Annotated in this window: 21 protein-coding genes; 14 read left to right on the top strand and 7 right to left on the bottom strand. The window is 58.6% G+C overall.

The features are described from left to right. Positions 1–14: 14 nt before the first annotated feature. From frr to rpsB, 4 genes are all read right to left on the bottom strand, one after another. Positions 15–572, bottom strand: a complete 558-nt coding sequence (gene frr / locus LCH65_RS09255) for a ribosome recycling factor (RefSeq protein WP_003433381.1) — start codon at positions 570–572, stop codon at positions 15–17. Further along, a complete protein-coding gene (pyrH, locus tag LCH65_RS09250) occupies positions 572–1,312 on the bottom strand; it encodes a UMP kinase (RefSeq protein ID WP_003364856.1) in 741 nt (246 codons plus the stop codon). Before pyrH ends, frr begins: the two co-directional genes overlap by 1 nt. Before the next feature lie 205 nt (positions 1,313–1,517). After that, the gene (gene tsf / locus LCH65_RS09245; RefSeq protein WP_003364858.1) at positions 1,518–2,381 is read right to left on the bottom strand and encodes a translation elongation factor Ts; all 864 of its coding nucleotides are present in this window, start codon (positions 2,379–2,381) and stop codon (positions 1,518–1,520) included. A gap of 190 nt (positions 2,382–2,571) precedes the next feature. Continuing rightward, positions 2,572–3,315, bottom strand: coding sequence for a 30S ribosomal protein S2 (rpsB, locus tag LCH65_RS09240; RefSeq protein WP_003314293.1), 744 nt, complete (start codon positions 3,313–3,315; stop codon positions 2,572–2,574). A gap of 313 nt (positions 3,316–3,628) precedes the next feature. Between rpsB and map the strand changes: the two genes are divergently transcribed. The 4 genes from map to LCH65_RS09220 all read left to right on the top strand — a co-directional run bounded on the left by map (position 3,629) and on the right by LCH65_RS09220 (position 9,395). Continuing rightward, on the top strand, positions 3,629–4,411 hold the full coding sequence (map, locus tag LCH65_RS09235) for a type I methionyl aminopeptidase (RefSeq protein ID WP_003391089.1): 783 nt from the start codon (positions 3,629–3,631) through the stop codon (positions 4,409–4,411). Positions 4,412–4,476: 65 nt separating this feature from the next. Next, a complete protein-coding gene (locus LCH65_RS09230) occupies positions 4,477–7,173 on the top strand; it encodes a [protein-PII] uridylyltransferase (protein ID WP_003364865.1) in 2,697 nt (898 codons plus the stop codon). 51 nt (positions 7,174–7,224) lie between these two features. Then, positions 7,225–8,418, top strand: coding sequence for a succinyldiaminopimelate transaminase (gene dapC, locus LCH65_RS09225; protein ID WP_003433390.1), 1,194 nt, complete (start codon positions 7,225–7,227; stop codon positions 8,416–8,418). A gap of 131 nt (positions 8,419–8,549) precedes the next feature. Continuing rightward, the gene (locus tag LCH65_RS09220) at positions 8,550–9,395 is read left to right on the top strand and encodes a matrixin family metalloprotease (RefSeq protein WP_054080753.1); all 846 of its coding nucleotides are present in this window, start codon (positions 8,550–8,552) and stop codon (positions 9,393–9,395) included. Between the two features lie 94 nt (positions 9,396–9,489). Here LCH65_RS09220 and LCH65_RS09215 read toward each other — a convergent pair whose 3' ends face one another. Beyond that, positions 9,490–9,720: a hypothetical protein gene (locus tag LCH65_RS09215; RefSeq protein ID WP_003314288.1), complete on the bottom strand. Its 231-nt coding sequence runs from the start codon at positions 9,718–9,720 to the stop codon at positions 9,490–9,492. Between the two features lie 232 nt (positions 9,721–9,952). Here LCH65_RS09215 and LCH65_RS09210 point away from each other — a divergent pair, with 232 nt between their 5' ends. From LCH65_RS09210 to LCH65_RS09195, 4 genes are read left to right on the top strand one after another with little or no spacing between them, the layout of a single operon-like run. Then, positions 9,953–10,300 (top strand): ArsC family reductase, encoded by a 348-nt coding sequence (locus tag LCH65_RS09210; protein WP_003364871.1) that lies wholly within the window; start codon positions 9,953–9,955, stop codon positions 10,298–10,300. 47 nt (positions 10,301–10,347) lie between these two features. Beyond that, the gene (gene dapD, locus LCH65_RS09205) at positions 10,348–11,382 is read left to right on the top strand and encodes a 2,3,4,5-tetrahydropyridine-2,6-dicarboxylate N-succinyltransferase (protein ID WP_003364873.1); all 1,035 of its coding nucleotides are present in this window, start codon (positions 10,348–10,350) and stop codon (positions 11,380–11,382) included. A 59-nt stretch (positions 11,383–11,441) separates the two neighbouring features. Next, entirely contained in the window at positions 11,442–12,647 is a 1,206-nt protein-coding gene (locus LCH65_RS09200) for a cysteine desulfurase (RefSeq protein ID WP_003364876.1), read from the top strand. After that, the gene (locus tag LCH65_RS09195) at positions 12,644–13,051 is read left to right on the top strand and encodes a SufE family protein (protein WP_003364878.1); all 408 of its coding nucleotides are present in this window, start codon (positions 12,644–12,646) and stop codon (positions 13,049–13,051) included. Before LCH65_RS09200 ends, LCH65_RS09195 begins: the two co-directional genes overlap by 4 nt. On the opposite strand, the gene tcdA is transcribed toward LCH65_RS09195, so the two are convergent. After that, positions 13,042–13,872: a tRNA cyclic N6-threonylcarbamoyladenosine(37) synthase TcdA gene (gene tcdA / locus LCH65_RS09190; protein WP_003433397.1), complete on the bottom strand. Its 831-nt coding sequence runs from the start codon at positions 13,870–13,872 to the stop codon at positions 13,042–13,044. The two genes, LCH65_RS09195 and tcdA, sit on opposite strands and share 10 nt — an antisense overlap. A gap of 301 nt (positions 13,873–14,173) precedes the next feature. On the opposite strand from tcdA, the gene LCH65_RS09185 reads away from it, so the two are divergent. The 6 genes from LCH65_RS09185 (at position 14,174) to LCH65_RS09160 (ending at position 22,811) form a co-directional block, all read left to right on the top strand. Then, positions 14,174–16,669 (top strand): glycosyltransferase family 2 protein, encoded by a 2,496-nt coding sequence (locus LCH65_RS09185; protein ID WP_226439459.1) that lies wholly within the window; start codon positions 14,174–14,176, stop codon positions 16,667–16,669. A gap of 99 nt (positions 16,670–16,768) precedes the next feature. Beyond that, on the top strand, positions 16,769–17,920 hold the full coding sequence (dapE, locus tag LCH65_RS09180) for a succinyl-diaminopimelate desuccinylase (RefSeq protein WP_003433402.1): 1,152 nt from the start codon (positions 16,769–16,771) through the stop codon (positions 17,918–17,920). Then, complete coding sequence (locus LCH65_RS09175) at positions 17,920–18,729, top strand: putative RNA methyltransferase (protein ID WP_003433405.1); 810 nt, start codon at positions 17,920–17,922, stop codon at positions 18,727–18,729. Before dapE ends, LCH65_RS09175 begins: the two co-directional genes overlap by 1 nt. Positions 18,730–18,748: 19 nt before the next feature. Then, positions 18,749–19,126, top strand: coding sequence for a hypothetical protein (locus LCH65_RS09170; RefSeq protein ID WP_046719794.1), 378 nt, complete (start codon positions 18,749–18,751; stop codon positions 19,124–19,126). 177 nt (positions 19,127–19,303) lie between these two features. Continuing rightward, positions 19,304–21,805, top strand: coding sequence for a glycerol-3-phosphate 1-O-acyltransferase PlsB (gene plsB, locus LCH65_RS09165; protein ID WP_058398134.1), 2,502 nt, complete (start codon positions 19,304–19,306; stop codon positions 21,803–21,805). Positions 21,806–22,121: 316 nt separating this feature from the next. Beyond that, entirely contained in the window at positions 22,122–22,811 is a 690-nt protein-coding gene (locus tag LCH65_RS09160) for a DUF4197 domain-containing protein (RefSeq protein WP_003364891.1), read from the top strand. Between the two features lie 71 nt (positions 22,812–22,882). On the opposite strand, the gene LCH65_RS09155 is transcribed toward LCH65_RS09160, so the two are convergent. Next, positions 22,883–23,692, bottom strand: a complete 810-nt coding sequence (locus tag LCH65_RS09155; protein WP_003364894.1) for a class I SAM-dependent methyltransferase — start codon at positions 23,690–23,692, stop codon at positions 22,883–22,885. Positions 23,693–23,757 lie beyond the last annotated feature (65 nt).

Genomic DNA, 23,757 nt, shown 5'->3' with positions numbered 1-23,757 from the left:
AAGCGTCCGAAACCTTAAACAGCCATCAGATCGGCTTCTTTCTGCTTGACCGCAACTTCGATTTCCGCCACGAACTTGTCAGTCAGCTTCTGTATGTCGTCAGCCGCACGACGCTCTTCGTCTTCGCTGATTTCCTTCTCCTTGACCAGGTCTTTCAACTGGCTCAAGGCGTCACGGCGAATGTTACGGACGGCCACACGGGCATCTTCTGCGGCATCACGCGCCTGCTTGGTGAAGCCCTTACGGGTTTCTTCGGTCAGCGCCGGCATGGAGATCAGCAGCAACTCACCCAGGTTGGTCGGGTTGAAACCCAGACCGGAGCTCTGGATGGCCTTGTCGACAGCGGCCAGCATGTTGCGCTCGAACGCTACGACCTGAAGGGTACGCGAGTCCTTGACGGTGACGTTGGCCACCTGGCTGAGCGGGGTATCGGCACCGTAGTAAGGAACCATGACTCCACCGAGGATGCTCGGATGCGCTTTGCCGGTACGGATACGGGTGAACGCATGGGTCAGCGATTCCAGACTCTTCTGCATGCGGGTCTGAGCGTCTTTCTTGATTTCGTTGATCATTATTGTGCTTCCTCGATCAGGGTCCCTTCAGCGCCACCATGGACGATATTCAGAAGAGCACCCGGCTTGTTCATGTTGAAGACGCGCAATGGCATCTTGTGATCGCGACACAGGCAGATTGCGGTCAGATCCATCACACCCAGCTTGCGATCCAGCACTTCATCGTAGGTCAGATGATCGAACTTCTCGGCATTCGGGTCCTTGAACGGATCTGCAGTGTAGACACCGTCCACCTTGGTGGCCTTGAGCACTACATCGGCGTCGATCTCGATCGCTCGCAGGCAGGCAGCCGAGTCGGTCGTAAAGAACGGATTACCAGTGCCGGCAGCAAAAATCACCACTTCCTTCGAGCTGAGATGGCGCATGGCCTTGCGGCGGTCGTAATGATCGGTCACGCCTACCATGGAAATGGCCGACATCACGATGGCGGTGATATTAGCGCGCTCCAGCGCATCGCGCATTGCCAGGGCGTTCATCACAGTGGCCAGCATGCCCATGTGATCGCCTGTCACCCGATCCATGCCCGCAGCACTCAAGGCCGCGCCACGAAACAGGTTGCCGCCGCCGATCACCAGACCGACCTGAACGCCGATACCGACCAGCTGGCCGACTTCCAGCGCCATGCGATCCAGCACCTTGGGATCGATGCCGAACTCTTCCGAGCCCATGAGGGCCTCACCGCTAAGCTTGAGTAGAATGCGTTTATAGCGAGCCTGATAACCACTGCCCTGCTGAGCCATTGCGAATCTCTCCTGCGGCGTTTTCTGAAAAAAATCTGTGCGGGCTATTTCAAGCCTGCGCTTACTTTAGCTTGACGCTTTGCGCGCGTCGGGAGAATGCAGCCTTGTGGGCACAATCTCCAAGGAAAATTTCCCTTTCTCTTTCGACAAAGAGGCCGCACGCGTGAGCGGGCAGCCTCTTTGGGGCGACAGTTGAAAAACCGTCTTACTGCTTGGCGGCAGCCAGTTGAGCAGCCACTTCATCAGCGAAGTTATCAACTGGTTTCTCGATGCCGTCGCCTACTTTGAAGTAGGTGAAGGAAACGATTTCAGCGCCGGCTTTCTTGGCCAGATCACCGACCTTGACTTCCGGGTTCTTGACGAAGGCTTGCTCGACCAGGCTGGCTTCTGCCAGGAACTTGGTGATACGACCGCCAACCATTTTCTCAACGATGTCAGCCGGCTTGCCTTTGATCTTGTCTTCGTTCAGTTGCAGGAAGACATTCTTCTCGCGCTCGATCGCTTCAGCAGACACTTCCGAAGGGAACAGGAACTCAGGGTTGCTTGCCGCTACGTGCATGGCGATATCTTTGGCCAGCTCGACGTCGCCACCCTTGAGGGTAACAACTACGCCGATCTTGTTGCCGTGCAGGTAAGTACCTACAACATCACCTTCGATACGCTTCAGGCGACGGATGTTGACGTTTTCGCCAACCTTGCCGACCAGTACCAGACGCGCAGCTTCCTGAGCTTCGATCAACGGAGCGGCATCAGTCATCTTGTCAGCGAAGGCTTTTTCGACGCTTGCAGCAACGAAAGCCTTGAAGTCGTCTTGCAGGGCCAGGAAGTCGGTCTGCGAGTTGACTTCGATGATGACAGCGGCTTTACCGTCGTCCTTGATGGCGATAGCGCCTTCAGCAGCCACGTTACCTGCTTTCTTGGCGGCCTTGATGGCGCCGGAAGCACGCATATCGTCGATTGCTTTTTCGATGTCGCCGCCAGCCTTGGTCAAGGCCTTTTTGCAATCCATCATGCCTTCGCCGGTACGCTCGCGCAGTTCTTTGACCAACGCTGCAGTAATCTCTGCCATTTCAAAATCCTCTTGGATAGGTCTTCAACCATTCCACCCGACAGGCCGGGCGTGCAATTCTTGAAAAATCAGGGTGGCAGCAACACATGACAGCGAGGTCATGGTTACAGACCGACAAATCATTTCCTAGGTGGCAAAAAGGGGGCTAAGCCCCCTTTTCGCGTACTGAGTAAACGCCAGGCGTTTGTACTCAGCCTTCTACAGCAGCTGCAGCTGGAGCTTCTTCGACGAAAACGTCGGTGCCGCCAGCAACATTGTTACGACCACGGATAACAGCATCAGCCATCGAACCCATGTACAGCTGGATGGCGCGGATTGCGTCATCGTTGCCCGGGATGATGTAGTCGACGCCTTCCGGGCTGCTGTTGGTATCGACGACGCCGATAACCGGGATGCCCAGCTTGTTGGCTTCGGTGATCGCGATGCGCTCGTGATCAACGTCGATGACGAACAGAGCGTCCGGCAGACCGCCCATGTCCTTGATACCACCCAGGCTGCGATCCAGTTTTTCCAGATCACGGGTACGCATCAGGGCTTCTTTCTTGGTCAGCTTGGCGAAAGTACCGTCTTCAGCCTGTACTTCCAGCTCACGCAGACGTTTGATCGACTGACGGATGGTCTTGAAGTTGGTCAGCATGCCGCCCAACCAGCGATGGTCGACGTACGGCGAACCGCAACGTGCTGCTTCTTCAGCAACGATCTTGCCAGCGGAACGCTTGGTGCCGACGAACAGAATCTTGTTTTTGCCCGAAGCCAGGCGCTCAACGAAAGTCAGAGCTTCGTTGAACATAGGCAGGGTTTTTTCAAGGTTGATGATGTGAATCTTGTTACGCGCGCCGAAAATGTACTTACCCATTTTCGGATTCCAGTAACGGGTCTGGTGGCCGAAGTGGCAACCAGCCTTCAGCATATCGCGCATATTGACTTGGGACATAAATAGTTCCTTGATAAGTCGGGTTAGGCCTCCACGTATCCCAATGACCAACCAATGGCATCTGCCAAGGGCACCCAGGTCATCGTGTCGACACGTGTGTGGGTTTGTGCTTCAAGGACGGACCTTGGAAAGCGGCGCATTTTATATCATAAAAGGGAAGAGAACGGAACTCCCATCAAGTGCTTGTTTTGCGGTGACTTTGCAGCTTCATGGACAGCCTATAGAAGGAAGCGATGATTACCCGGCACCGGCGGTCTGATAGAATTGCGCCTTTGCGCACCAACCGCGTGCCTGCCACGCCGAGAGAATTCGTATGACCATCACCCTCAAAACCCCGGAAGACATCGAAAAGATGCGCATCGCCGGTCGCCTGGCCGCCGATGTTCTGGAAATGATAGCGCCGCACGTCAAGCCCGGTGTGACCACCGAAGAGCTGGACCGCCTCTGCCACGACTATATCGTCAACGAACAGAAGGCGATCCCGGCCCCGCTGAACTACAAGGGCTTCCCCAAGTCGATCTGCACCTCGATCAACCAGGTGGTCTGCCACGGCATCCCGAGCGACAAGAAGCTGAAGGACGGTGACTCGCTGAACATCGACGTCACTGTCATCAAGGACGGCTACCATGGCGACACCAGCAGGATGTTCCATGTCGGCACCGTTCCGGTATGGGCCGAGCGCCTGTCGAAGGTGACTCAGGAGTGCCTGTACAAGGCCATCGAAATCGTCAAGCCCGGCACGCGCCTGGGGGACATCGGCGCCGTCATCCAGAAACACGCTGAAAAGAACGGTTTCTCCGTGGTTCGCGAGTTCTGTGGTCATGGCATCGGCAAGGTGTTTCATGAAGAGCCGCAGGTCATGCACTTTGGCGAGGCCGGAACCGGTATCGAACTGCAGGAAGGCATGACCTTCACCATCGAGCCGATGATCAACCAGGGGCGCCCTGAAACCAAGATCCTCGGCGATGGCTGGACGGCGATCACCAAGGATCGCAAGCTCTCGGCGCAATGGGAGCACACGCTGCTGGTGACCGCCGACGGTTACGAAATCTTCACCTTGCGCAGCGACGACACCATTGCCCAAAAGGCTCCCTGACCCGAGTCTGCCCGGCTGAACCCACGCCCGTCACTTGCACAGCCCGACACGAGGAATACTGCTCAATGCCGCAAGTAGATCCAGACTTGTTCGATCGTGGCCAGTTCCAGGCCGAACTGGCCTTGAAAGCCAGCCCCATCGCTGCGTTCAAGAAGGCCATCCGCAAAGCGAGAGACGTCCTTGATGAGCGCTTCCGGTCGGGCCGTGACATTCGACGACTGATCGAGGACCGGGCATGGTTTGTCGATAACATCCTGCAAAAGGCCTGGGATCAGTTCGAATGGAGTGAAGACGCCGACATCGCGCTCCTGGCAGTGGGTGGCTATGGCCGCGGCGAGCTGCACCCGTACTCGGACATCGATCTGCTGATCCTGCTGGACAGCGACGACCACGAAGTTTTCCGCGAACCCATCGAGCGGTTTCTGACGCTGCTGTGGGACATCGGCCTGGAAGTCGGACAGAGCGTACGCTCGGTCAACGAATGCGCACAGGAAGGCCGCGCCGACCTGACCGTGATCACCAATCTGATGGAAAGCCGCACCATCGCCGGCCCCGAGCATCTGCGCCAGCGCATGCTGGAAGTCACCAGCACCGAGCACATGTGGCCGAGCAAGGAGTTCTTCCTCGCCAAGCACGCGGAACAGAAAAAACGTCACCACAAGTACAACGACACCGAATACAACCTGGAACCCAACGTCAAGGGTTCTCCAGGCGGCCTGCGCGATATTCAGACCATCCTCTGGGTAGCGCGACGCCAGTACGGCACGCTGAACCTGCATGCGCTGGCAGGCGAAGGCTTCCTGCTGGGCAGCGAAAACGCCCTGCTCGCCTCCTCTCAGGAGTTTTTGTGGAAGGTGCGTTACGCGCTGCACATGCTGGCCGGACGCTCCGAGGACCGGCTTCTGTTCGATTATCAGGTACGCATCGCCGGCTTGCTGGGCTATGAAGACAACGATGCCAAGCTGGCCATAGAGCGCTTCATGCAGAAGTACTACCGAGTGGTCATGAGCATCGCCGAACTCAGCGATCTGATCATCCAGCATTTCGAAGAAGTGATTCTTTCCGACGACAGCGGTACGGCACAGCCGATCAATTCACGCTTTCAGTTGCACGACGGGTATATAGAAGCTACCCACCCGAACGTCTTCAAGCGCACCCCGTTTGCCATGATCGAAATCTTCGTGCTCATGGCCCAGCATCCGGAAATAAAGGGTGTGCGTGCCGACACCATTCGTTTGCTGCGTGAACATCGTCACCTGATCAACGATGACTTCCGCAATGATATTCGCAACACCAGCCTGTTCATCGAGCTGTTCAAGTGCGAAATCGGCATTCATCGCAACCTGCGCCGGATGAACCGCTACGGCATTCTCGGCCTGTACCTGCCCGAGTTCGGCCATATCGTCGGCCAGATGCAGCATGACCTGTTTCACATCTATACCGTCGATGCGCACACGCTGAATCTGATCAAACACCTGCGCAAGCTGCAATACACCGAAGTGTCCGAGAAATTTCCGCTGGCCAGCAAGATCATGGGCCGTCTGCCCAAGCCGGAGTTGATCTACCTGGCCGGGCTTTATCACGACATCGGCAAGGGTCGTGGCGGTGATCACTCGGAGCTGGGCGCAATCGACGCACAGGCGTTCGGCACGCGCCATCATCTGCCTGCGTGGGACACCCGGCTCATCGTCTGGCTGGTGAGCAACCATCTGGTGATGTCGACCACCGCCCAGCGCAAGGACCTTTCCGACCCGCAGGTCATCCACGACTTTGCCCAGTTCGTGGGCGATGAAGTGCATCTGGATTACCTGTATGTGCTGACCGTCGCCGACATCAATGCGACCAATCCGACGCTCTGGAACTCGTGGCGTGCCAGCCTGCTGCGCCAGCTGTACACCGAGACCAAGCGAGCCTTGCGCCGCGGCCTGGAAAATCCGGTAGACCGCGAAGAACAGATTCGTCGCACACAGACTGCCGCGCTGGATATTCTGGTACGCAACGGCACCGATCCGGATGACGTCGAGCAGCTCTGGTCAGCGCTGGGCGACGACTATTTCCTGCGTCACACCGCAGGCGATGTGGCCTGGCATAGCGATGCAATTCTGCAGCAACCGGCCGACGGCGGGCCGCTGGTGCTGATCAAGGAGACCACGCAGCGTGAATTCGAGGGCGGTACACAGATCTTCATTTACGCCCCGGATCAGCATGATTTCTTCGCGGTGACCGTGGCGGCGATGGATCAGCTGAACCTGAACATTCATGACGCGCGTATTATTACGTCCAGCAGCAAATTCACACTCGACACCTACATCGTTCTCGACCATGAAGGCGGTTCGATCGGCAACAATCCGGAGCGGATTCAGGATATCCGCGAAGGCCTGACCGAGGCCCTGCGCAACCCGGATGATTACCCGACAATCATCAAGCGCCGCGTGCCACGGCAGCTCAAGCACTTTGCTTTCGCACCGCAAGTCACCATTCACAACGACGCCCAGCGTCCGGTGACGGTACTCGAACTGCTGGCACCGGATCGCCCCGGCCTGCTGGCGCGCATCGGCAAAATCTTCCTGGAATTCGACCTGTCCCTGCAAAACGCCAAGATTGCGACGCTGGGCGAACGTGTGGAAGACGTGTTCTTCATCACCGACGCCAACAATCACCCACTGTCCGATCCACAATTGTGCCGCCAGTTGCAGGATGCAATCGTCAAGCAACTGAGCGTCAACTCAGAGCCAGGCGGCGATTTGCGGATCAGCATATGAATACTCGGTCATACGAATCGACTCAACGCAGCTCATTGAGGAACACGTTCCATGAATAACGCCATGCAACTGCTTCAGCCTTACCCGTTCGAGAAGCTGCGCGCTTTGCTGGCCGGCGTAACGCCCAATCCGGAAAAGCGTCCGGTAGCGCTGTCGATTGGCGAACCGAAGCACCGCTCCCCCGATTTCGTTGCCAAGGCGCTGGCCGACAACCTTGATCAGATGGCGGTTTACCCGACCACGCTGGGTATTCCGGCACTGCGCGAAGCCATTGCCGGCTGGTGCAGCCGTCGGTTCGACGTGCCACAGGACTGGATCGATCCGGCGCGCAATGTACTACCGGTCAATGGCACGCGCGAAGCGCTGTTCGCCTTCACCCAGACCGTGGTCAATCGCAGTGATGACGGCCTGGTGATCAGCCCGAATCCGTTTTACCAGATCTATGAAGGCGCCGCTTTTCTGGCCGGAGCTCAGCCGCACTACCTGCCATGCCTGAGCGAGAACGGTTTCAATCCCGATTTCGATGCCGTCAGCCCGGATATCTGGAAGCGTTGCCAGATCCTCTTTCTGTGCTCGCCAGGCAACCCGACCGGTGCACTGATCCCGGTTGAAACTCTGAAAAAGCTCATTGCCCTGGCTGACGAACATGACTTTGTCATTGCTGCGGACGAGTGCTACAGCGAGCTGTACTTCGACGAACAAACCCCGCCGCCGGGCCTGCTCAGTGCCTGCGTCGAGCTGGGCCGCAAGGATTTCAAACGCTGCGTGGTCTTCCACAGCCTGTCCAAGCGCTCCAATCTGCCGGGCCTGCGCTCCGGTTTTGTGGCGGGTGACGCGGAGATCCTCAAGGCCTTCCTGCTGTATCGGACCTACCACGGCTGCGCCATGCCGGTTCAGACTCAACTGGCCAGCATCGCGGCCTGGAATGATGAGGAGCACGTACGCGCCAACCGTGATCTGTACCGCGAGAAGTTCGCTGCGGTGCTCGACATCCTGAGCCCGGTGCTCGACGTTCAGCGCCCGGACGGCGGCTTTTACCTGTGGCCGAATGTTGGTACCGATGACGCTGCATTTTGCCGCGATCTGTTCGTCGATCAGCACGTCACCGCAGTACCGGGCTCGTACCTTTCCCGCGAAGTGGACGGCGTCAACCCTGGCGCAGGCCGGGTGCGTCTGGCACTCGTGGCACCATTGGCGGAATGCATCGAAGCGGCCGAACGTATCCGAGCCTTCCTGAGCAAGTAAAAGCCAAACCCAAAAAAATCACCCCGCCGCATGCAATGTGCGGCGGGGTAATTAGTTACCACCTCCCGCCCGCTGCGTGAACGTACTCTCAACCTTCATTTTTCATGCTTCCGGACACGGAGCGAATCACCATGAAGGCCAATCCCATGCCCGCATCCACTGCTCCCAAAGGCGTAAAACTGCCCGCATCCTGCTGCATGCGCAGCGCTGGAAATCACCAGGCTTCGTATGAAGCAGCGATTCACGAAAATCCCGCCAACGCGGCTATCAATCCTGCTTACAACTCGGAAACCGACGACACCGGCCAGCCAAGGCAGCAGGCGCGCCTGCTGGTTTCGTTCAGCAAATACTGGGCTCGCGGGCGAACCCTGAAAGTTCTTTTCCTTAAGAATCCTCCAGCCACCCTCACAGCCCCCATCGTGGAAGCGGCAAGCAAATGGCTGCCGCACATAAACCTGAAATTCGAGTTCGTGACGGACGGAGCGAGCGATATCCGAATTGGCTTCAATGAACATCTGAACTGGAGCGCCATAGGCACCGATACCCTGCTGGCCGAGCCTGATGAATCGACCATGGAGTTCAACGTCAAAGAACTGTACGCGGCGGACCTGAAACCAATGCCGGACCTGACGCGTATCGTTCTGCATGAATTCGGACACGCATTGGGCGCGGTTCACGAGCATCAACATCCGCAGGCAAACATCCCCTGGAACGAACCACTGGTGCGCTCACTGCTTTCGCAAACCGGGTTGAGTGACGAAGAGATCAATATCAATTTCTTCGACAGGTACGAGGCCGCCGATTTCCACCATTCGGCTTACGATCGTGATTCGGTCATGCATTTCGATATCCCCAACGGCCTGACCCTCGGCGATTTCGAGATCATCAATGTGGGCAAGACGCTCAGCAGCAATGATATCGCCGTGATGAGCGCCATCTACGCGGACCGGAGCAACTCGAAATTCGAAACGCCCTGACAGGACAGCGTTCGAACAGGTGCTGATCCTGCTGCAATCAACAGTGCGCCATACGTTTCGCACGTGTGGCGTGACCGCCTGAGAAAAGTGCTGACTATTCTCGGGTTCGCAGCTTTTCAGCTACCCAGCCGACCGCCCAACTGACAGGATCATGAGACTGCATGGGCAGCAACGGCTTTCCTTCACGAGCAGCCAGCCGGCCCTGGGCTTCGGCTTCACCGTGAATCCAGAGGGTACTTTGCTTGAATCCCTCGGCACGTTGACGCTCCCTGTAATAACGCTGCCGGACAAGCGCTTCCTGACGCTTCTTCTCTTGCTCAGACATAACGCACCCAAACTTCAAATGACGAGTAATAATTGCCCGCAGCAGCCAGCGACTCAAGCGTGAGCGGGTGAAGTTTTCTTAATGATGGTTAGCCTTATTATCTAGTTTCCGTTCAGTCTCTGTACTGGCGCTGTCACAACACTGAACGGAATGACGTGGCATAATAGTCGGCTAAATTGCGAGGAGAGGACGTGGGGAGTATCGAGCAAGATCAGCCACCCCACCTTAAACAATGACTTACACTCTGTTTGGCATCAAAGCCTGCGACACGATGAAAAAGGCCCGTACCTGGCTCGACGAGCATTCGGCGAGCTACGAATTTCACGACTACAAGACCCAGGGCATCGACCGTGAGCACCTCGAGCAGTGGTGCAATGAACACGGATGGCAGGTTGTGCTGAACCGCGCAGGTACGACCTTTCGCAAGCTCGAAGACGGACAAAAGGCCGATCTCGACCAGGCGAAAGCCATAGAACTGATGCTCGCGCAGCCGTCCATGATCAAGCGTCCAGTGCTTGATCTGGGCAATAAAACCCTGATCGGCTTCAAGCCTGACCTGTATGCAGCGGCTTTACAGTAAGCCAGAGCGCTACTGAAAGCCCCTTGATAAAGCCACGAGGTATTTACATGTCCACCACCCTGTTCAGCCTGGCCTTCGGCGTCGGCACCCAAAATCGTCAAGGCGCATGGCTTGAAGTATTTTATGCTCAGCCTCTGATCAATCCTTCTGCGGAACTGGTAGCGGCCATCGCACCGGTTCTGGGTTACACCGGCGGCAACCAGGCAATCACCTTCAATGTCGATCTGGCCTACAAGCTGGCCGAAGCGGTCAAATCCGTGGACACGACTCAAGCCGCACTGCTGACTCGCCTGGCCGAAAGCCAGAAGCCGCTGGTCGCGACCCTGCTGGCTGAAGACGCCACACTGACGTCGACTCCCGAGGCGTACCTCAAGCTGCATCTGCTGTCGCACCGCCTGGTCAAGCCGCACGGTCTGAACCTGGCAGGCATCTTCCCCCTGCTGCCAAATGTGGCCTGGACCAGCCAGGGCGCGGTCGACCTGGTCGAACTGGCCGAGCGTCAACTCGAAGCACGCCTCAAGGGCGAGCTGCTGGAAGTATTCTCGGTCGACAAATTCCCGAAAATGACCGATTACGTTGTGCCGAGCGGCGTTCGTATCGCTGACAGCGCTCGCGTGCGTCTGGGCGCCTATATCGGCGAAGGCACGACCGTCATGCACGAAGGCTTCGTCAACTTCAATGGCGGCACCGAAGGCCCGGGCATGATCGAAGGCCGCGTTTCCGCCGGCGTATTCGTCGGCAAGGGTTCGGATCTGGGCGGCGGCTGCTCGACCATGGGTACGCTGTCCGGTGGCGGCAACATCGTCATCAAGGTCGGTGAGGGCTGCCTGATTGGCGCCAACGCCGGCATCGGCATCCCGTTGGGTGATCGCAACACCGTGGAGTCGGGTCTGTATGTGACCGCAGGTACCAAGGTCGCGCTGCTCGACGAAAACAATGAGCTGGTCAAGATCGTCAAGGCCCGTGAGCTGGCAGGTCAGACAGACCTGCTGTTCCGTCGCAACTCTCAGACCGGCGCAGTGGAATGCAAAACCCACAAGTCGGCCATCGAGCTGAACGAAGCACTGCACGCTCATAACTGATGCTGTGTGCGGGTTCGAGGCCGATGGCGTTGAACCCGCCTCCACACGCTGGACGAACAATGCCCCTCTTCTCTCCCTGGCGCAGCGACTTCCCCGCACTCGCCGCTCTGCAACGGCAAGGCCAGACCTATCTGGACAATGCCGCCACGACGCAGAAGCCTCAGGCGCTGATCGACGCCCTGACTCATTACTACACCAACGGTGCCGCCAACGTGCATCGTGCCCAGCATCTGCCCGGCGCGCACGCCACCCAGGCGTTCGAGGCCAGCCGTGGCAAGGTCGCCCACTGGCTGAATGCCGGTGAACACGGCCAGATCATCTTCACCCATGGCGCAACGTCTGCGCTGAACCTGCTGGCCTACGGGCTGGAACATGAATTCGCTGCGGGCGACGAAATCGCCATCAGCGCGCTGGAACATCACGCCAATCTGCTGCCATGGCAGCAACTGGCTCAGCGACGCGGCCTGAAACTGGTAATTCTGCCGCTGGACATTGATGGCGTGATCGACTGCGATGCGGCAGCCAACCTGATCGGACCGCGCACACGCCTGCTCGCAGTCACCCAGCTCTCAAACGTGCTCGGCACCTGGCAACCCTTGGCCCGCCTCATCGCACTGGCCAAGACCCAAGGCGCACTCACCGTCGTGGACGGCTCACAAGGCGTGGTGCACGGACGCCACGATGTGCAGGCGCTGGGTTGCGATTTTTATGTGTTTTCCAGCCACAAACTGTACGGCCCGGAAGGACTCGGCGTGCTTTACGGACGCAACGAGGCGCTGCCCAGCCTCGCGCATTGGCAGTTCGGCGGCGAGATGGTGCTGACGGCCGATTATCAGCACGCGAAATTTCGTCCGGCCCCCCTGGGTTTCGAAGCCGGCACCCCGCCCATCGCCAGCGTGATCGGCCTGGGCGCTACGCTGGGTTATCTGGACAGTCTCGACCATCAGGCGGTTGCAGAACATGAAGCCAGACTGCACCGTCGCCTGCTCGAGGGCCTGCAGCAGCGGGACGGCATTCAGGTTCTGGGCTCGCCGGATCTGGCACTGGTCAGCTTCGTCGTCGACGGTATTCACAATGCCGATGTGGCCCACCTGCTGACCGAACAGGGCATAGCCGTACGCGCCGGTCATCACTGCGCGATGCCGCTGTTCAAGACCCTTGGCCTGCCCGGCGCGATTCGGGTGTCACTGGCGCTGTACAACGATTCGGACGATCTGCTGCAGTTCTTCAGCGCACTGGATCAGGCACTGGAGCTGCTTCGATGAGCCTGCCCGCATTGGCGCAAACTGCGCTCGACAGTTTTTCCCGGCAACAAGGCTGGGAACAGCGCGCGCGCCTGCTGATGCAATGGGGCGATCAACTGGCGCCGTTGAGTGACGAAGAAAGGACCGACGACAATCTGGTGCACGGTTGTGAAAGCAAGGTCTGGCTGACCGGCGAAGTCAGCGACGACGCCTGGCTGTTTCGAGCTGCGAGCGACGCTCGACTGATTCGCGGTCTGGTAGCGCTGCTGCTGGCGCGTGTCAACGGCCTGTCGGAGCGAGAACTGGCAGCCGTGGATTTACCTGACTGGTTCAATCGATTGGGACTCGCCCGCCAACTCTCACCCTCGCGCAGCAACGGCCTGAATGCCGTACTGCAGAAGATGCGCCATCTGACTCAAGCCTGATCGGGCGTTGCAGCCGCTGGCTTGACCCGCTCCGAAGGCCGTCGCGTGCCCGCCACCAACTTGTCCACTGCACGGGTGGCGGCAACCATGCCAAAGGTCGCGGTCACCATCATCACGGCACCGAAACCACCGGCGCAATCGAGCTTTACGCCCTCGCCGACGAATTTCTTTTCCAGACAAATGCTGCCATCCGGCTTGGGGTAGCGCAGTTGCTCGCTGGAAAACACGCAAGGCACGCTGTAGTGACGGTTCGGCGTACGTGAAAAACCATAATCCCGACGCAGGGTCGAGCGCACCTTGGAGGCCAGCGGGTCATTGAAGGTGCGGTTGAGGTCGGCGATCTGAATAAGGGTCGGATCGATCTGCCCACCCGCCCCGCCGGTGGTGACCATCTGAATCTTGCGTCGTTTGCACCAGGAAATCAGCGCAGCCTTGGCATTGACGCTGTCGATACAGTCGATCACGAAGTCCATGTCAGGGGTAATGCACTCGGCCATGGTGTCGCGGGTCACGAAATCAGCCACGGCGTGGACAATGCAATCTGGGTTGATCGCGCGGATACGCTCAGCCATCACCTCGACTTTCGGCTGGCCGACCGTACCGCCCAGCGCATGCAACTGGCGGTTGCTGTTACTGACACAGACATCGTCCATGTCGAACAGCGAAATCTCGCCCACGCCACTGCGCGCCATCGCTTCCGCCGCCCAGGAGCCCACACCGCCGATACCCACCACCGCCACATGAGCCGCGCGCAGGCGTGCCAACCCCTCGATGCCATATAGACGGGCGATACCCGCGAACCGTGGATCTTCTGCGCTCATGATCAATACCTCAAAAACCGGCGCGCATTATAGGGGTTTGTCGACGGCAAGACACCTGACTTGTTCCCGGCAGGCGAGGTCGTTGTCCGTTGACGAGCTGCCCCAGAGACTCAAGGGAAGTAAAAAATAATGATCTCAGAACGCGATCAACGCTGACTGCTTAAACGCCATACCGTTTTTGGAAAAGCCCGAGGAAAAGAGTCTAAGCATTGCAAACGGCAATGAACGAGGACGACTAAGGTTAATCAACGCGAAGGGAACTCGCGGCACCGGCGCAACAAGCATGGAGCACATTGCAGACATGGATGAATATTCAAACAAGGCAGGCACGTGGCTGAAAAACCTGTTCAAAACCAGGTTCAACTATCCGCCCAACTGGCCTGCAATGATCTCTGGCGTGGCCTACGCCCCTTTTCGACCGGGCCAAAGCCCCTACAAACAGATTTTTCCGACGCGTGATCAGATAAGAGAAGACCTGCTGCTACTTCGAAGCATTACACGGAATATAAGAACTTACTCGGTGGGAGGGACATTGATGCATATCCCCGAACTCGCCGAAGCACTTGGCATGAATGTCACGCTTGGCGTGTGGATAACAGAGGATGAAACGCACAATATCGAGGAAATAAATGCAGGGATCGAACTCGCCAACCGTTACTCCAGCGTGCAACGCCTGGTCTTGGGAAATGAAGTCCTGTTTCGTGATGATGTTCCGATCGACCTGCTTATTCTCTATCTGCAGACCGCACGACGCGCCGTCAATGTGCCTGTTTCGACCTCCGAGATATGGACACAATGGTACGAGACGCCGGAACTCGTCAGGCATGTCGACTTCATTGCCGCCCATATTTTGCCTTTCTGGGAAAGCGTTTCAGCGCTGGACGCGACCGCGATCACTCTGGCACACGCGAACGAACTGAGAACGAGATTCCCCGACACCCCCCTCATACTTTCCGAGATTGGCTGGCCGAGCAAGGCCATCGCCAAGAGGCGGATGACGACCTCTGACGCAGAGCACTCGATATACCTGCGCAACCAGATTCCATTACTGGATCAGCACGGCCATGACTATTTCGTGATAGAAGCCTTCGATCAGCACTGGAAGACTGAAGAAGGTCTGCCCGGGCCTAATTGGGGTTTGTTCGATGCAAAGCGCAGATTAAAACTGCACATCAACGGCCCGGTAAAAATGCCGGTCAACATGCTCTCGGAAATACTCAGGCTTATCACCCGCCTTAAACCGGAGTCGTGGCCTACAGGCGCCTTGATAATCGTGCTGGCTTATTGCGTATTGTCAGGGTTCGGCATGCACTACTCACAGCCACTGCCCGCCTGGCTCGCGCTGCCTGTCGCCTTTATCTGGGCTGCCAGCGTGCTGACTTACGTGGGTATCGAAACGCACGAATTCCTCGAAGCCTGCTGGGGACCGGACACCCCACGGTCTTTCCGCCCCGTCCATCGTCCTGTTGGTCCCGCCCCGAAAGTTTCCCTGCATGTTCCGTGCTGCAACGAACCTCCGGATATGGTGAAACGGACCCTCGACTCGCTGCAAAAGCTGGACTACCCGGACTTCGAGGTGCTGGTCATCGACAACAATACTCAGGACCCGGCCATCTGGAAGCCTATCGAGCGATACTGTCAGCAGCTCGGCCCTCGGTTCCAGTTTTTTCATGTCAGTCCACTTCCCGGATTCAAAGCGGGTGCACTTAACTATCTCCTGAGACATACCGCTGAAGACGCAGAAGTAGTGGCAGTCATCGACGCTGATTACTGCGTCCATCGACAGTGGCTCAAACATATGGTGCCCCACTTCACGGACCCGAAGGTTGCAGTCATTCAATCGCCGCAGGATTATCGCGACGGTCACGAAAGCCTGTTCAAGTATTGCTGTCAGGCCGAGTACCAAGGTTTTTTTAACATCGGCATGGTGATCCGTAACGATCACGATGCAATTATCCAGCACGGCACCATGACACTGATCCGCCGATCAGCACTGGACCGACTGGGCTGGGCGGAATGGTGTATATGCGAAGACGCCGAACTTGGCCTGCGTATGCTGGAAAGTGGTTTCTCCACGGGTTACGCCGCTATCAGCTATGGCAAAGGGCTGACTCCCGATACGTTCATGGACTTCAAGAAACAACGATATCGCTGGGCATATGGAGCTATGCAGATCGTCAAGCGGCACGCCGGAAGCCTGATTGCAGGAAACTGCGAGTCCCTGAGCGCGATGCAACGCTACCATTTCATCGCGGGGTGGATGCCGTGGGTGGCAGAAGGAATGAACTATCTGTTAACGCTGGCTGCGTTGGCCTGGTCGATGGCAATGATCCTTAAGCCCGAGACTTTCGGGCCGCTGCCATGGATATTTTCCACGTCGTTGATACTGATGTTTGCCCTGCGCTCGTTAAAGATGATTGTGCTCTACCGGCAGTTGGTCAGCACACATACCAAAGAGGCACTGGCGGCGATACTGGCCGGCATGGCGCTTTATCCGACCTTGGGCAAGGCAGTGCTGGCGGGGCTTTTCACCTCGGCAATGCCTTTCTACAGAACGCCCAAACATACCTCTGCAAACCGGATCGGACAAAACCTGCTCGATGTAAGGGAAGAACTGTCTACCTTGGCGATCTCCTGGATCGCGATTGTGCTTTTGCTCACAGGCAGGGCATCCATCGATACGAATTCCGGTTTCTGGATAACCATGCTGTTCGCACAATCACTCCCTTATCTGGCAGCCATTACCATGGCAATCCTGTCCGCTCGCGCAACTCGCCCCGCCCCATCCACAACCTGACCTATTCACAGCGCACGATAAACGACGGCCTCAGGTCGTCGTTTTGCTTTAAGATATCTGCCTTTTCGCGCCCAAAGTCTTGCTACCGGAGTTCTGTACATGACGGCCCCAGCCGACCTCTCGCCCACCCTCCAACTCGCCTGCGATCTGATCCGCCGTCCTTCAGTGACGCCGGTCGATGCCGATTGCCAGACCGTGATGATGCAGCGCCTGGGCGATGCCGGCTTCAAGCTGGAGCCAATGCGTATCGAAGACGTCGACAACTTCTGGGCCACCCACGGCACCACCGACGGCCCGGTGCTGTGTTTCGCCGGTCATACCGACGTGGTTCCGACCGGTCCGCTGCAGAACTGGCAGAACGACCCGTTCGATGCGTTGATCGACGAGCACGGCATGCTCTGCGGGCGCGGCGCGGCAGACATGAAAGGCAGTCTGGCGGCCATGCTGGTGGCGGCCGAGCGCTTTGTCGCCGATCATCCTGATCATAAGGGCTCGGTGGCATTTCTGATCACCAGCGACGAAGAAGGCCCGGCGCATCACGGCACCAAGGCTGTCGTAGAGCGCCTCGCGGCCCGTAACGAGCGTCTGGACTGGTGCATCGTCGGTGAGCCTTCGAGCACCACACTGGTCGGCGATGTGGTCAAGAACGGTCGACGCGGCTCGCTGGGGGCCACGCTGACGGTGCGCGGCAAGCAAGGCCATGTGGCTTACCCGCATCTGGCGAAGAACCCGATTCATCTGGCCGCGCCGGCCCTGGCCGAACTGGCCGCCGAGCACTGGGACCATGGCAACGATTTCTTCCCGCCGACCAGCTTCCAGATCTCCAACCTGAACGCTGGCACCGGCGCCACCAACGTCATCCCGGGCGATCTGGTGGCGGTCTTCAACTTCCGCTTTTCCACCGAATCTACCGTCGAAGGCTTGCAGCAGCGCGTTGCCGACATCCTCGACAAGCATGAACTGGACTGGCACGTGGACTGGGCATTGTCCGGCCTGCCATTCCTGACCGAGCCGGGCGCGTTGCTGGACGCCGTGTCCTCAAGCATCAAAAGCGTCACGGGCCGTGACACCAAAGCCTCGACCAGCGGCGGAACCTCCGATGGTCGCTTCATTGCCACACTCGGTACCCAAGTGGTCGAGCTGGGGCCGGTCAACGCGACGATCCACCAGGTCAACGAACGTATTCTGGCCAGCGATCTGGATGTGCTGACCGAGATCTACTACCAGACCCTGGTCAAGTTGCTCGCCTGATGCTGACCTGCCCGATCTGCTCAGCGCCGCTCAGCACTGCCGACAACGGCGTTGTGTGCCCGGCCAATCATCGCTTCGACCGCGCCCGTCAGGGTTATCTGAACCTGTTGCCGGTGCAGCACAAGAACAGCCGCGACCCTGGCGACAATCAGGCCATGGTCGAGGCGCGACGCGACTTTCTCAACGCCGGGCACTACGCTCCGGTAGCCCGACGTCTGGCTGAACTGGCCGCCGAGCGATCCCCCGCGCATTGGTTGGACATCGGCTGTGGCGAAGGTTATTACACCGCGCAGATTGCCGAAGCCTTGCCTCATGCCGATGGCTATGCGCTGGACATCTCCCGTGAAGCGGTCAAGCGCGCCTGCCGTCGTGACCCAACGCTGACCTGGATGGTCGCCAGCATGGCGCGTGTGCCACTTCCGGATGCCAGTTGCCAGTTTCTGGCCAGCGTGTTCAGCCCGCTGGACTGGCAGGAAGCCAAACGCCTGCTGACCCCAGGCGGCGGACTGATGCGGGTCGGCCCGACCAATGAGCATCTGATGGAGCTGCGTCAGCGGCTCTATGATGAAGTGCGCGATTATGCCGATGACAAGCACCTGTCGCTGGTGCCGCAAGGCATGCAGCTGCAACACAGCGAAACCCTGCGCTACACGCTGAAGCTGATCGACGGCCAGTCCCGCGCCGATCTGCTGGCCATGACACCGCACGGCTGGCGCGCCAGCGCCGAACGTCGGGCAGCGGTCATCGAGCAACCAGGACCTTTCAAGGTCACCGTTTCCATGCGCTACGATTATTTCGTGCTGCAATAAGCATTCAACAGAGGCCCCCATGCGCCAACCCGATATCGAGATTTACCTGAAAGACGAAGACGTCGATCACAAGGCCATCGCCCAATGGCTCGGCGACGCGCTGGGCTCCTGCAGCGAATGGAAGCAGAAAGGCCAGACCTGGAAATGCACAGCGGGCAGTGTGGCCGTCACCTGGCTGCCCAAAGCGGTCGGCAAATGGAACAGCCTGCACCTGGACAGCGATCAGACCCCGTGGGAAGACGACATCGCCTGCGCCCGCGCTGCATTCAAGGCCTTGAACGTTGAAGTACGTTGCGCCCCGGGCACCTGGGTTGAAGAAGAAAGCGACGAGACTGCCGATCGCTGGATACGCGTGAGTGCCGACGGCGAAGAAGAGATAACCTGGCGAACCTCGTAGGATTTTTCGCTGCGACGTTGCCGATGCGTGCCGTCGTGAGGTGAACCCGGCTCGGTGCGCGGTCATTCAGACTTGATCCGTTCAGCCGGCATACGGCGCTTTTGCCGATCGCTGCGGGATACGTCACACTGGCGCCCATCCAGGGCAATCGCCCGCCCCTCACTCAGCAGAAGCCGTATGACCCGTTCTCCATTCCGTCGTCTTGTGTTCGGCACCCTGCGCCGGTTGTTGTATCTCTGGGTTCGCTCGGAAACCATCAATCAATCGTCTTTCACGCTGAATCTGGACCGCAGTCGCCCGGTGTTCTATGCGCTGCAATCGCCGTCGATCAGCGATCTGGCAGTGATCGACACAGAATGCCGCAAGGCCGGTCTGCCTCGTCCGGTGCTGTCGGTGGCGGTCGGTAACCTGATTGAGCCCGCCGCATTCTTTTACCTGACCCCCTCCCCTGACTGGCTCGGTCGCCAGGACAAGCGCGGTGCGCCCCCGACGCTGGAGCGTGTGGTTGCAGCCATCAGCCAGAACCCCGGCGAAGACGCGCAGATCATCCCGGTCAGCGTGTTCTGGGGCCAGTCACCTGACCGCGAGTCCAGTGCCTGGAAGCTGCTGTTTGCCGACAGCTGGGCGGTGACCGGTCGCTTACGCCGTCTGGTCAGCATCCTGATTCTGGGCCGCAAGACCCGCGTGCAGTTTTCTGCGCCGATTCACATGCGCGAACTGGTGGGTGAAAACAAGGGTTACGAACTGACGCTGCGCATGACTCAACGTCTGCTGCGCGTGCATTTTCGCAACCTGAAAAGCGCCGTGATCGGCCCGGACGTTTCGCACCGGCGCACGGTGGTCAAGGGTCTGCTGGATGAGCCACTGGTCAAGCAGGCGATCATCGAAGAGGCCGAGCGTGAACACATCACCCAGGAAAAGGCGCGGGAACGGGCACTGAGCTACGGCAACGAGATCGCCTCGGACTACACCTATTCGGTGATCCGCTTCATGGAAGTGGTCCTCAGCTGGTTCTGGAACAAGATCTACGATGGCATCAAGGTCAGCCACATCGAAGGCGTTCAGGAAGTGGCGCCGGGACATGAGGTCATTTATGTACCTTGCCACCGCAGCCATATCGATTATCTGCTGCTGTCTTACCTGCTGTTTCGCAACGGCCTCACGCCGCCGCACATCGCCGCCGGCATCAACCTGAATATGCCTGTGGTCGGCAGCCTGCTGCGACGTGGCGGGGCATTTTTCATGCGCCGCACGTTCAAGGGCAACCCGCTGTATACGGCGGTGTTCACCGAGTACCTGCACACGCTGTTCATCAAGGGCTTTCCGGTCGAATACTTTGTCGAAGGCGGCCGTTCGCGCACCGGGCGCATGCTGCAACCGAAAACCGGCATGCTCGCCATCACCCTGCGCAGCTTCCTGCGCAACTCGCGGATGCCCATCGTCTTCATTCCGGTGTACATCGGCTACGAGCGTGTTCTGGAGGGCCGCACCTACCTGGGCGAGCTGCGCGGGGCAACCAAGAAGAAAGAGTCGATCTTCGATATCTTCAAAGTCATTGGCGCGCTGAAAAAGCGCTTCGGCCAGGTCTCGGTGAACTTCGGTGCGCCCATCAAACTGGCCGAGTTCCTTGATGGCGAGCAACCGGACTGGCGTGAACAGCAACTGGACCCGCAATTTCGCCCCGAATGGCTGAGCGAGACCACGCACCGCCTGGGTGAGCGTGTGGCCCAGCACCTGAACGAAGCCGCTGCCGTCAACCCGATGAACCTGGTTGCCGTGGCGTTACTGTCGACGCAAAGGCTGGCGCTGGACGATCAGGCCATGGAGCGGGTTCTCGACCTGTATCTGACCCTGCTACGCGCCGTTCCGTACTCCCCGCACACGACGCTGCCCGAAGGCGACGGCCGCTCGCTGATCGAGCATGTCAAAGGCATGGACCTGCTCGCCGAGCAAAAAGACGCGCTGGGCAAAATTCTGTACCTGAACGAGCAGAATGCGGTGTTGATGACCTACTACCGCAACAACGTTCTGCACATCTTCGCCCTGCCGTCGCTGCTGGCGAGCTTTTTCCAGAGCTCGTCGCGCATGACCCGCGATCAGATCCTGCGCTACACACGTGCGCTGTACCCGTTCCTCCAATCGGAGCTGTTCATTCGCTGGCCGCTGAACGAACTGGATGAGGTGGTCGATCAATGGCTCGCTGCGTTCGTGGAACAAGGTCTGTTGCGCTTCAAAAAGGACGCCTACGTGCGACCCGAGCCCAGCTCGCGCGAGTTCGTCTTGCTGACCCTGTTGTCACGCGCCATCGCCCAGACCCTGCAGCGCTTCTACATGGCGATCGCCTTGTTGCTCAACAGCGGGCAGAACACGCTGAGTCCCGAACAGCTCGAGGACCTGTGCACGGTCATGGCCCAGCGCCTGTCGATTCTGCACGGCCTCAATGCGCCGGAGTTTTTCGACAAGAGCCTGTTCCGGCACTTCATCCAGACCCTGCTGGACCTGGGCGTGCTGCGCAAGGACAGTGCTGGCAAGCTGAGCTATCACCCGATGCTGGGCGAACTGGCGGAAGGGGCGGCCAAGCGCGTATTGCCTGCCGAAATCCGTCTTTCGATACGGCAAGTGGCCTTGCACAGCAACGAAGAGGAGCAGGATGTGGGAACTGATCAAGGCGCAGCGTAGTGATTTTCCGTAATCTGGCAGGGATCTTTAGACGAGTGTTTTGTGCTGTCTGGACCCTGCTAGGTTTGGTTTGCACCAATGACTGGTGCCTATCAACTCAGGCAGCCTGCTGATCCGTTCAACACCGACTGCTCCCTTCAAAGGTGCGCCTCGGCGCGCCGTTGTCGTTTCACAAAGCTTCATCCCCTCGACATCGATTGACGTCCATCGCTACCGGGTGCAAGTGCCTGTCGCGACTTCCTGATACGCTTGCTCATGCACCGCACCACTATCGCCCCGGGTTCAGGTCAGAACCCACTTCAACAAGGACGCTCTCATGCTTCGTTTTTCGTTCTCCCTGGCCGGCCTGTGCGCTGGCCTTCTGCTGTCGGCCAACGTTTTCGCCCTGTCGTTGAGCGACCTCTCGCAATCGGACGCAACCGGTGGACTCAAGGATGCCCTGACTCAGGGCGCACAGGTCGCCGTCAAACAGCTCGGCGTTCCCGGTGGTTTCAGCAAAAATGAAGAGGTGCGCATCGAGCTGCCGGGCAAACTCGGCCAGATCGCGAAGAAGATGAAAATGCTGGGCATGGGCACTCAGGTCGATCAGCTGGAAACCAGCATGAACCAGGCCGCCGAAGCCGCCGTGCCTCAAGCTCAGGCACTGCTTGTGGATGCAGTGAAGAAGATGAGCGTAACCGACGCCAAGGCCATTCTCAGCGGCGGCAAGGACTCGGCCACCCAGTACCTGAGCAGCACCAGCCGCGAGCAGATCCGCGCCAGGTTCCTGCCTATCGTCAAGAAGTCCACCGATCAGGTGGGTCTGGCCCAGAAGTACAATGCCTTTGCCGGCAAAGCGGCGGCGCTTGGTGCGCTTGACAGCAAAAGTGCCAACCTTGAAGGCTACGTGACCGAACAAGCGCTGAACGGGCTGTTCGAAATGATCGCCAAACAGGAAGAAAGCATCCGCGCCAACCCTGCTGCTGCCGCTACGGGCCTGGCGAAGAAGGTATTTGGCGCGCTTTGAGTATAAGGTCTGCGCCTGTATTCACGGGCGCCTCTGCGTTTGACTCGGGCCCGGGCCGTTGAGAATAGGCGCTATGCACCGCTTTCCTCTGCGGCTGCCTTGGGCTTCAAGGCCTTCTTCGGGTAAATGTCGTAGCGGCTGGATTTGCCGTCCAGCGCATAACCTGGCTTGAGGCCGTCGATGCAGGGGGCCTTGCGCGGGCGTTTGACCACCACGCGGTGGGTGGCAAGCGCCAGTGCTGCCTCAAGCAACGCAGGCGCGTCCATGTCATCACCGACCAATGGCCGGAACAGACGCATTTCCTTTTTCACCAGTGCGGTCTTTTCCCGGTGCGGAAACATCGGGTCCAGGTAGATCACCTGAGGCGGCTCCCCTGTCCAGGCACGGATGATATCGATCGAGTTGCCGGTCAACAGGCGCATCCGGGCGATGATAGAACCGACATCACGATCACCGCGCCCACGGGCCAGACCGTCTTCCAGCAATGCAGCGATGATCGGCTGACGCTCGATCAGACTCATGTCGCAACCGAGACTCGCGAGCACGAACGCATCCTTGCCAAGGCCTGCCGTTGCGTCCAGCACGCTGGGGCGAATGCCTGGCTGAATACCGACCGCTTTGGCAATCATCTGCCCGGTCCCACCACCGAACAGCCGCCGGTGAGCGACTGCGCCCTCGACAAAGTCGACACGTACAGCGCCCGGTGCATCATCGCCCAACTGCTGCAATTGCAGCCCGTCGTCAGTCAGTTGCAGTGCAAAATCAGCGTGCGCATCGCTCAACGGCAGGCCCAGGCGCTGCGCCCATTGCGCCGCCTGCTCCTGCTCGCCAACGGCCAGGGCTTCGACCCGGATACGACTGCCTGCTTGCTGCTCAATCATTGCGTCTACACACTCAAAAATTGTTAATGATCGGCAAAGTCTGCCGATAACCAAGTATCCGGCAT

Source organism: Pseudomonas sp. MWU16-30316, assembly GCF_020515645.1.
Classification (GTDB): domain Bacteria; phylum Pseudomonadota; class Gammaproteobacteria; order Pseudomonadales; family Pseudomonadaceae; genus Aquipseudomonas; species Aquipseudomonas cerasi.
The sequence above is the reverse complement of the archived record's forward strand: the minus strand, read 5'-3'. Positions and strand labels throughout refer to the sequence as shown.